A 2,106-nucleotide genomic window follows, 5' to 3' on the forward strand; every position below is an offset into this window, starting at 1 on the left:
ATTAATTTGATGGCTTCAGCTTTAAATTCTGTGGTGTAAGTCTTGTGTTTCTTGCTCATGGTAAACTCCTGATGAGTGTGTTTAGTTTACCAAGTTAAAACCTCCTGTTTTTTCAGCACACATCAATGTTCACCATGCCGACTATCTAGTTCTTGTTTGGCTATGGCTGCGAAAAGGGTCTACTTCTCAAGATTGATACCCCGCACCATACGGTGCCTCGTTACATTGTTAAAAGCGTTCTTTATTCAGTCTTCTAGATTCGTCCAGTGACACGGGTTGTTTTCCTGCGGGGGGATAATTTTATTAAGCGACTTCGTGTCGCACTTCGATTCAATTACTGCCTATTGGTATATTCCCATCATCCAAATAGTGGATTAAGGCTTGTCAGCGTTTTAGACTGTAATTGATCGCTTTTGCTGTAGGCGAACTCTAGGATGCTTTATTCTGATTTGCTTTCAGCCAAGCGTACAGTTGTCGCATGATCGGTTGACTGTCCTGTTGCCTTTGTTGGTCGCGGTGTTTGACACTACAGTTACAATGCGCATGCGCCATGTAACCCACATCGATGACCTGGTCTGATTTAAGGCATGCCTTATAATCACTGTAATCATCACATACCAAATGACCTTGCCAGCTTATCAAGAAATCTTCAGCATGTTGACCTGCCCGACTCAGTTGGAAGTCATAAATGACGGCCTGAATGGGATTGTTTAGTGTAGTGGTATAGTCCCAAACATAACCTTTCTTCGGTTTATTCCTGGCAATCTGCATTACAGTCATTGGTGTTCCATCTGCATGTATAACCTGCTGTTGTAGCATTAGCTGTTTTTTTTAAGGTTTCTGCTAATAGCGCCAGCTTAACCCCGCAGTATCCAATCTGAGCATTGCTCCACAAGGGGTGGGTATGTTTGTGGAATTTAGTCCGTAAAATAGGTGATTTATAAGTGTGCTGCGTAGTGTGTGCAGGCGGTTAATATCATGACTTTAAATTAATCAGCCAAACCGAATCCTAGATCTGTATGCTTATTTGAGTGATTTACTAAGAAGGAATCCAACAAATAAAGCAACTCAGCTAGAAGGATTGTTTCACACCGGTGGAAACCTGAGCCGAATTCAAAATATATATGGGGTTTAGTAGATGGTTGCGAAGAAACATCAAACTGTGAATTAATTGGTGAAAATTGCTTAAAACGTACTTAAGGTGGTTTATAATAACTCATATTTTGCTCAATTTTATAATGTCTTTTAGGTCTAAATAAATGTCAAAAATTATTGTTGTAAATAAAGATACATTAAGCAAATTTGTTGCTGAAAATAATCAGTTAGTTCTGAATGATGCATCAATTATTCATCTTAGTCTGCACGAAGAGGATGTGCAGGAATTTGTAAAAGAAGGCAATAATTTAATTTTAAAATTAAAGAATGGCGAAACCATCATAATTGAGAATTTTTTTGTAGAATATGAAGATAAACAAGTATCAGATCTAGTTTTTGAAGATAATGAATGTGGATTTTTATGGTTTGACTGGAATGGTGGTGTACCTTTATTTAAAGAAATTACAGGATTAGAGGTTTTGTTGCCTGTTGTATCGGGTAGTAGTTCACTTTTACCATGGATTATAGGCGGAGGAGCTATCATAGGTGGTATTATTGCCGGACAAAATAGTGATGATAAACATCAACAAGATAAAGATACGATTTCCCCACAGGCTCCCATAGTTATCTTGACCAGCGACAGCGGTACTGACAATAAAGACGGTATCACCAACAAGGGTGACTACACTGTTTCGGGTATCGAAGATGGTGCGACCGTTGAATACAGCACTGATGGCGGTAAAACTTGGAGTGCCGATAAACCTGTTGCGCAGGAAGGTGAGAACAGCATTAGCGTTCGTCAAACTGACAAAGCGGGGAATGTTTCGGATTCGACAGAGATTAAATTCACATTAGATACCAATGCAGATGCACCGACCATTGCATTGACCAGCGACAGCGGTACTGACAATAAAGACGGTATCACCAACAAGGGTGACTACACTGTTTCGGGTATCGAAGATGGTGCGACCGTTGAATACAGCACTGATGGCGGTAAAACTTGGAGTGCCG

General features: G+C 40.0%; 1 protein-coding gene and 1 pseudogene. One reads left to right on the top strand and one right to left on the bottom strand.

All coding sequences use genetic code 11. The annotated features are described in order from the left end of the window. Positions 1-387: 387 nt before the first annotated feature. Positions 388-877, bottom strand: a pseudogene (locus FTU83_RS17115) (transposase); the annotation flags it as partial. Between the two features lie 382 nt (positions 878-1,259). Between FTU83_RS17115 and FTU83_RS17120 the strand changes: the two are divergent. Then, the coding region (locus tag FTU83_RS17120) for a BapA prefix-like domain-containing protein (RefSeq protein WP_180124342.1) at positions 1,260-2,106 on the top strand (847 nt) is incomplete at its 3' end.

It is taken from the genome of Acinetobacter sp. YH12152, assembly GCF_013418285.1.
GTDB lineage: Bacteria > Pseudomonadota > Gammaproteobacteria > Pseudomonadales > Moraxellaceae > Acinetobacter > Acinetobacter amyesii.